The following is a 7,298-nucleotide window of genomic DNA, read 5'->3' on the forward strand; positions in this document are numbered from 1 at the left end:
GACACCCTGTCGGCGTCCTCTGAGAACACGCTTTCACGAATCTGTGAATTCCCTGAGAAACACACAGGCGCCGCTCAGGAAACCCCTGGGTTCAGAACAGCCCGTCCGGCACCCTCCTGAACTCCCGGACGGGGAAGGTGCATTCGCCCGCCGTCGCCTCCGCCGGCACCAGCTCCCAGCCGGTCATCAGCCGGGTGTCGAGGACGACGACCCCGCGACCGCCGACCGCCAGATGGAGATCGGGCCCGGCGGCCGCGACCAGTTCACCGCTCACCGCCCCGCCCGGGACGAGCTCGGCGACGTCACCGACGGCGGCCGGTACGCGCGAGAGGCCGAAGTTCTCGACATGATCGACTGGTTGACACGGCTCCCGGGCCAACGACTCGGGCCACCCGCCGAGTACGACGGCCCGCGCGTGCAACGCCCTTATCTCGGCGGTCCGCTCGTCCTCCGTCTCGGGCAGCGCCGACCGCACCGCCCGCTTCTCGGCGTACGGGATCCGGTCCGGCACGTCCAGCGCGGCGCGCAGCAGCTCCTCGGTGCGCCGCGCGGCCATCAGCGGACCGGTGCCGAGCCAGCTGAAACAGACGGCACCCTGTTCGAGCAGCCGCGCCGGCCCCCGCTCGACGGCGGTGATCCCCACCTTGACCATCCCCGGCCCGAACCACGCCAGATACACCCGGTACGGCCGCGGGTCGTCGGCGATCGTGTCGGCGGCCACGGAGTGCGCCCGGTCCAGCCGCGCGCACTCCTCGCACCGGGCCCCCGTACTCCGCCCCGGCACGACCGCCCGCACCGCACAGGCATGCCCGCGCGCCCCCACGCACGTCCGCACGCCGCCCTCCGGCACGGCGAAGGCGACCCGCTTCCCCCGGGGCAGCGCACTGCGCCGCCCACCGTCCCACTCCAGCACCGGACCGCCCGCCGACCAGCGCAGCCCGGAGCACTTCCATACCTGAGCCATCACTCGTGAGGGTACGGGGCGGGTCTGACAGTGGGGATGCGGGAAGGGTTCGCACCCGGGCTTGGTGCAGCCGTTGAAGAAAGCTCGTTCACTCGACAGGGGACAGCGGGATCGACTCGGCAGGAACCGCCCCCGGCACCGGGACCGGCACCCCCATCCGCCGCCCCCGGCCCGCCAGCCGGCAGCTGACGCACCCGGTGTGCCCCTCCCGGGCCCGGGCGTCGCGGATCCGCATGCCCCACTGGTCGCGCGGCCGTACCCCGGGCGGCTTGCCCCAGCCGGACAGATGCAGGACCCAGGTCACCAGGACGCTCACCGCCACGACCGCCAGCCCGCCGACGACCAGCGGCAGCGAGGCCGCGCACACCCCCAGCCCCACCACGCCACTGCCCACGGCCGCGATGCCGAAGCCGGTCCAGCCGGCGATCGTGTGACCCTCGTCGTACAGACTCATGGTGCCGCCTCCAGGGGACGAAACCCTAGTTCCCTCACGGGGTAAGAAATTTACCACCCGAATATCTCACGAGCTAAGGGATTCCGAAAGATGCACGGCACGCCGCGCCCGCCCGCCACTCCGGCCCAGGCGCTGTCGGCGATGGACCACCTCATCGCCGCCCACCTGATCGGACAGCAGGAGCTGGCCCGGCGACTGGGCCTGAACGTCACCGACCTGACCTGTTTCGCCTTCGTCCTGGAGGCGGGCGACGAGCTGCTGACGGCCGGCGACCTCGCGGCCCGCGCCCATGTCACCACGGGCGCGGTGACCGGCATCCTCAACCGTCTCGAACGCGCCGGCTACGTCACCCGCCGCCCCGACCCCACGGACCGCCGCCGGGTCCGCGTGGCCGCCGTACCGGCCGCCGTCACCCGCGTGGAGGCGGTGTACGCGGGTCACTACCGGCGCCTGACGGCCCTGTTCTCCGACTACTCCCCGGAGGAACTGGCGGTCATCACCGACTGGTTCACCCGCGCCACCGGCCTGGCCCACGAGTACCTGGAGAAGCTGAACCGGAACGACCCGGACGAGGAGTGCTGAACGCTCAGCCGCCCGAGCAGGCGTCCGGGCCGCCCTTGGCGAAGGCGTCCTTGGTGCAGTAGGCGATGGTCGGGTAGTAGTCGCCCATCGCCTTCGCCGGGTCGTCACCCTTCCTGACGTCCTGGACCGCGTGCGTGAAGTCCTGCGCCGGAAGCATGTTGCGCAGGATGAGCACGCTGGTGACGTCGGTGGGACCCCAGTCGATCCATGTCACCCCGTCCTTCGTCGTGGCGTTCGCGGGACGGTCCTGTGCCGTGGACACCACGTAGGTGTAGCGGCCGTCCCTGTCCCGGGCGGTCTGGAAGTCGGCCGCGCAGGAGCTGACGGGGTACGGGAGTTGGACCTGGTTCTGACAGAGGGACCAGTACCTGACCTGCGTCGCGGTGAGCACGGACTGGCCGTTGGTGGTGTCGGGGAAGGTGGGCGCCTTGCCGCGGATGACGGCGACGCGGCCCGACGCGTGCTTCAGCTCCGTGCACAGGTACTTGTTGTACGGGTTGGGGAACAGCCCGCCGACCTTGTTGGGCAGCGCGAAGCCCGGCGCGCTCGCCGTCGACGTCCCGCATCCCTCGAATCCCCCGGCGGGCGCGTACTTCTTCACCACGTCCCGCAGCGCGGTGGCGACCGGGCCCGCGGGACCCTTGGCCGCGTCGGCCCGGGGGCAGGTCGCCATGGCCCCGGCGCTGCTGCCCTGCCGCTGCCTGGTCAGCGTGGGCAGCGGGACGCCGCCCGTCGGGTCGGAGTCCTTGTCCGGCACGTAGATCCTCAGCACCAGCCACCCGGTTCCGGAGCCGGCGCTCCTGGCGGTGGCGGCCAGCGTGTTGCCGCCGGAGCCGGCCGCGACGCCGGTCTTGAGCGTGACCCGGTAGCGGTGCTGCGCCGGGTTCGTCCCCGCGTCCGCGACGGCGAACGGATTCCTGCTGCCCGGATCCGGCGCGATCTGGTGGTCGGCGAGGGAGTCGACGGGCGAGCCCGTGGCGTCGTAGGCCGTGAGCGAGGTGAACCGCGCGGACGGGTACGTCCCCTCCGCCACGATGCTCTCTCCCCGGCCCAGCCGGTAGGGCGTCATCCAGTACGTCGCGTTGGTCTCGGGGAAGGCGATGTTCAGCCTGCCGGGCCTGACCACGGCCGGCCACGCGCAGGAGACCTCGGGCGCCGCCGCGCTCGTACCGGACCGCACGGGAGCGTCCGCGGCGGCCGACGGCGCGGCCAGCACGGTGAGGGCCCCCAGCCAGGCCAGGGCGGATGCTTTCAGAGTTCGCCAAGGGGCACGGGCACGCTGCATGAAGGCGCCCTCCGTCCATGGGTAGCGGAAGCGGCGGAGAGAAGGCGTCCCTGCGGTGAAACACGCTGAGGGAGGTCGAGGAGGAGGACGCGGGCCCCGGACCGGGTCCATGCGCCCGGCGCCCCCTGGGACGCAGCCGCCAGCCCAGTCTCGCTCCGCCCCGGGCCCCCCGCAACGCGTCCACGGCGGCGCGGCGCCTCCGGCCAGGGGGGTCCGAGCCGGTCTCCGTAGCCCGATTGCGCCGCGGGGCCCCCGGATGGCGCCCACGATGAGCGCTGCCGGGAATGCGGCACTAACCTCCGAAATGAGCGCGAAGTGGATCTTATGACAGTGCGCTCAGCCGACCCGAGGAGGAGAAATGCGCAAGGTGCAGAAGGCCGCTGTCGCGGCCGCGATCGTCGCCGGTCTCAGCTACATAGGCTCGGGTGCCTCCCCCGCCCAGGCAGCGGTGATGGGTGGCGGCGGGTGCAAGTCCCACGACATGAACATCGACATCCTCGGTGAAGTGGGCGTTCTCAACGGCCTCGCCGGCAACCTGCTGAACGGCGAGGGGAACCCCGGCGCCCAGTACACCGACATCGGCTCCGACTGTGGCCATGGTTATTAGCCGCGTCCGGTAGCCGGCCCTCAGGGGCTGCTTGTGTTCATGTCAGGAGTGGATGCCAAAGACCCCGCACCTTGATAGGTGCGGGGTCTTTGCTCGGTGTGCACTCGGCAGGATTCGAACCTGCAACCTTCTGATCCGTAGTCAGATGCTCTATCCGTTAAGCTACGAGTGCTTGTTCTTTTGTTTTGCCCCCGCTCCCGGCCCTTTCGGCCCGCTCGCGGCGACAGGAAGAACATTACATGACTGCCGCCGTCATGTGAAATCCGATCCGCACACCCCTTGTGACCTGCGAAAACGCCGAAGGCGGGGGTGGAACGCACCGAGGTCCGGGGAACGCCGAAGCCCCGGTCCTGGGGACCGGGGCTTCGGGATCGGTGCGGAGGCGGAGGGATTTGAACCCTCGATGGGCTTTAAGGCCCAAACCGCATTAGCAGTGCGGCGCCATAGACCGGACTAGGCGACGCCTCCAGCACAACCGCTCACGCGAGCGCGCGAGTGGTGCGTGCAGATGATGACACAGGCGGGTGCCCTGTCACCAATCGCCCCCCACGGTACTAGGCAGGCGGGTCACAGGGCAAAGGGCTTCGCCGTCCGGCGGGGCGCGCAACGTCTCGGGGGGTTCCGCGTTGGACCGGGCATGGTCTCTGTCCTGCCCGGCGCCGGATGGCGCCTCCTCGTGGCGTCCCTCGCCGCCGCCGGCTCCCTCGCCCCGCTCTCCGCCGTGCCCGCCGCCGCGGCCGGCGCCCTGCCGCCGCCCGTCCGGCCCGAGGATCGGGGTGATCACCTCACCGTCGTGGTCCGGCACGCCGGAGCGGAGCTGGACGGGACGTACGAGGTGTACTGCCATCCCAGTGCCGGCCGGCACTGGGATGCCGCCGGGGCCTGCCGGGCGCTCGACTCGCACACGCGGTGGGGCCGGGATCCCTTCGCGCCGGCGGCCCCCGGCACCACCTGCACCATGCTCTACGGCGGCCCGGCCACCGCCCGGGTCACCGGCACCTGGGCCGGGCGCCCGGTCGACGCCTCGTACGACCGCAGCGACGGGTGCGCGGTCGGACGGTGGGACCGGATGGTGCCTCTGCTGCCGAAGCTGGACGGGTCGGCGTAGGCGGCAGCGGGATCGTGGCGGACGCACTGGTTCCGTAAAGGTCCGGCGGAGGTATCGGGGAGCCGGGGCATGCGGTCACGCGTTCGGCGTCACTTCCTCGTGGGACCTCCCTCTCATCCGGCGTCGCGAGCGCAACCCGTGCCCTTAGACTCCCTCGCGTGACACGTCGCGGGCCGGTTGGCAAGATGGCCCGAGCGGTCGGCAAGGTGCGGTAACAGGGAGGAAGGCGTCTCGTGAGCAGCAGGCCATCCCGAGGCGCTGCTCGCCTCGCAGCCATACTCGACGCTCTGCCGGACGCGTTGGTCCTGGTCAACGCCAACGGAACCGTCGTCAACGCCAACACCATCGCGCTGGAGGCCTTCGAGGCGCCCGGCACGGCTCTCGTGGGGCGTGGGCTGCTCGATCTGCTGCCCCAGTTCGACTCCAGACTGATCCCCGGGTCCATGCGACGGCCCGACCACATGGATCCCACCGGGCGGACCAAGCCGACCCGGATGGTCGCGCGGCGGACCGACGGGAGCGAGTTCCCGGTCGAGGTCACCAGCGCGAACCTGGAGAACGGGCAGCAGGCGTACGACGGTTACGGCTACACCGGTGACGAGCTGCTGATGCTCGTGGTCCGGGACCTGTCCGGGACCGTCGACACCGAGGCGGAGCTGGCCCGCTCGCAGCGGCAGACCGAGATGATCCTGCGGGCCGCGGCCGAGGGTGTCGTGGGCACCGACACCGACGGGCGGATCGTCCTCGTCAACCCGGCCGCCGCCCAGATACTGGGGTACCGGGCCGGTGAGCTGGGCGGCAAGGAGCTGCACACGCTGGTGCTGCACTCACGGGCCGACGGTTCGCCGTTCCCGTACGAGGAGTCGCCGCTCGCCGACACCCTGCGCTCCGGGCGCAAGCACCGGGTGCGCGGGCAGGTGCTGTGGTCCAAGGGCGACGAGAAGGTCTCGGTCGACCTGACCACCGCGCCGGTGCGCGACGGGGACCAGCTCGTCGGCGCCGTGATGACCTTCACCGACCGGCGGCCGTTCGACTCCCTGGTCGAGGAGAAGGAGGCGCTGGAGAAGGCGCACGCCGAGGAGCTGGAGCGGCTCTCCGAGGAGCACGCCTCCGACCTGACCGCGCTGCGCCAGCAGCACGTCACCGAGCTGGAGGAGCTCCGCGAGAAGCAGGCGGAGGAGCTGGCGGCCGGCGAGGAGCGGTACGCCGCGCTCGCCGAGCGGGAGAAGGACCGGTACGAGGCCCTCGCCGGGCGGCACGAGCAGCTGCTGACCCTGCTCGGGCAGTCGCTGCGCGGGCCGCTGGACGAGCTGCGCCGCGAGCTGTCCGCGCTGGCGGCGGACGACGCCGGGCAGCTGTGGCCCGAGGCCAACCAGGTCCTGCACCACCTGTCCGCCGGGTACGCGCGGATCACCACCCTCATCGACAACGTCCTCGGCTACCAGCGGCTGGACGCGGGCAGCGAGGACATCACCCGTACGAAGGTGATGCTGGACGCCGTCGTCGCCGCCGGTGTGGACGGGGCCGTCGAGCTGATCGGGCCGGGGCGCGTGCAGTTCGCCGTGCACGCGCCGCCCATCGAGGCCGAGGTCGACCCGCAGCGGCTCGCCACCGCGCTCGCGCATCTCGTGGCGGACGTCGCCGGGGTCGACGCCACCGGCAACACGCCCGTCTCGGCGGGCGGTTACCTGGACAACACCGTCGTGGTCGCCGCCGCCCAGCGCGGCGAGGTCGCCCGGATCGAGGTACGCGGGCCGTACGCCGGGGGAGACCCGGTGCACGAGCCGATCGTGCGCGGGATCGTGCGGGCCCACGGGGGCGTGCTGCAGACGCACGAGGTGCCGGGCATGAGCGGCAGCGCGTACGTCCTCGAAGTGCCGCTCGGCGGCGGAGCGGGCGCGGTCGCCTCGCAGCTTCCCGCCCTCGCCGGCGCCCCGCAGGCCCCGGACGCCGGTGAGGCCGCCGCGGACGACTCCGGCGCGGCCGAGCAGGCCGGCGGCCGGCGGCGGGCCCGGCGGGCCTCCACGGACGCCTTCCTGGAGAGTGAGGTGCCCGGCGCGGGCGACTCCGGCGAGAGTGAGGCGCCCATGCCGACCGGCCGGCGCCGGCGGCGGGCCGGCGCGCCCGCCGAGGAGGCTGCCGCGGTTCCGGCCGAGGCCGCGGAGAACGCGTCCGGCGGGACCGGGCGGCGCCGTGGGCGGCCCGGCCGACCTGCTCTCCGAACTGCCCGAGGACGACAAGGAGCGGCTGCTGAGCCTGATGCAGCCAGCCGACGCGGCCGACATGCGCCGCCTGATG

Annotated in this window: 7 protein-coding genes and 2 tRNA genes; 4 read left to right on the plus strand and 5 right to left on the minus strand. The window is 72.3% G+C overall.

Translation table 11 applies throughout. The annotated features are described in order from the left end of the window. Positions 1–91: 91 nt before the first annotated feature. Both ABZ937_RS32750 and ABZ937_RS32755 read right to left on the minus strand, forming a co-directional pair. Positions 92–964, minus strand: coding sequence for a DUF2797 domain-containing protein (locus ABZ937_RS32750; RefSeq protein ID WP_361697100.1), 873 nt, complete (start codon positions 962–964; stop codon positions 92–94). An 88-nt stretch (positions 965–1,052) separates the two neighbouring features. Beyond that, entirely contained in the window at positions 1,053–1,418 is a 366-nt protein-coding gene (locus ABZ937_RS32755) for an HGxxPAAW family protein (RefSeq protein ID WP_361697102.1), read from the minus strand. Between the two features lie 90 nt (positions 1,419–1,508). Here ABZ937_RS32755 and ABZ937_RS32760 point away from each other — a divergent pair, with 90 nt between their 5' ends. Then, positions 1,509–2,000, plus strand: a complete 492-nt coding sequence (locus ABZ937_RS32760; RefSeq protein WP_361697104.1) for a helix-turn-helix domain-containing protein — start codon at positions 1,509–1,511, stop codon at positions 1,998–2,000. A gap of 4 nt (positions 2,001–2,004) precedes the next feature. On the opposite strand, the gene ABZ937_RS32765 is transcribed toward ABZ937_RS32760, so the two are convergent. Then, a complete protein-coding gene (locus ABZ937_RS32765) occupies positions 2,005–3,285 on the minus strand; it encodes a hypothetical protein (protein WP_361697106.1) in 1,281 nt (426 codons plus the stop codon). 358 nt (positions 3,286–3,643) lie between these two features. On the opposite strand from ABZ937_RS32765, the gene ABZ937_RS32770 reads away from it, so the two are divergent. Then, complete coding sequence (locus tag ABZ937_RS32770; protein ID WP_361697108.1) at positions 3,644–3,892, plus strand: hypothetical protein; 249 nt, start codon at positions 3,644–3,646, stop codon at positions 3,890–3,892. 99 nt (positions 3,893–3,991) lie between these two features. On the opposite strand, the gene ABZ937_RS32775 is transcribed toward ABZ937_RS32770, so the two are convergent. Together ABZ937_RS32775 and ABZ937_RS32780 are read right to left on the minus strand one after the other, a co-directional pair. After that, positions 3,992–4,064: transfer RNA gene (locus tag ABZ937_RS32775), tRNA-Arg, on the minus strand. Positions 4,065–4,269: 205 nt separating this feature from the next. Further along, positions 4,270–4,360: transfer RNA gene (locus ABZ937_RS32780), tRNA-Ser, on the minus strand. Between the two features lie 169 nt (positions 4,361–4,529). On the opposite strand from ABZ937_RS32780, the gene ABZ937_RS32785 reads away from it, so the two are divergent. Both ABZ937_RS32785 and ABZ937_RS32790 read left to right on the plus strand, forming a co-directional pair. Further along, positions 4,530–5,000, plus strand: coding sequence for an SSI family serine proteinase inhibitor (locus ABZ937_RS32785; protein ID WP_361697110.1), 471 nt, complete (start codon positions 4,530–4,532; stop codon positions 4,998–5,000). A gap of 233 nt (positions 5,001–5,233) precedes the next feature. Further along, positions 5,234–7,298: PAS domain-containing protein (locus ABZ937_RS32790; RefSeq protein ID WP_361697112.1), on the plus strand; the 2,065-nt coding region annotated here is incomplete at its 3' end.

It is taken from the genome of Streptomyces sp. NPDC046727 (genome assembly GCF_040645635.1).
Taxonomy (GTDB): Bacteria; Actinomycetota; Actinomycetes; order Streptomycetales; family Streptomycetaceae; genus Streptomyces.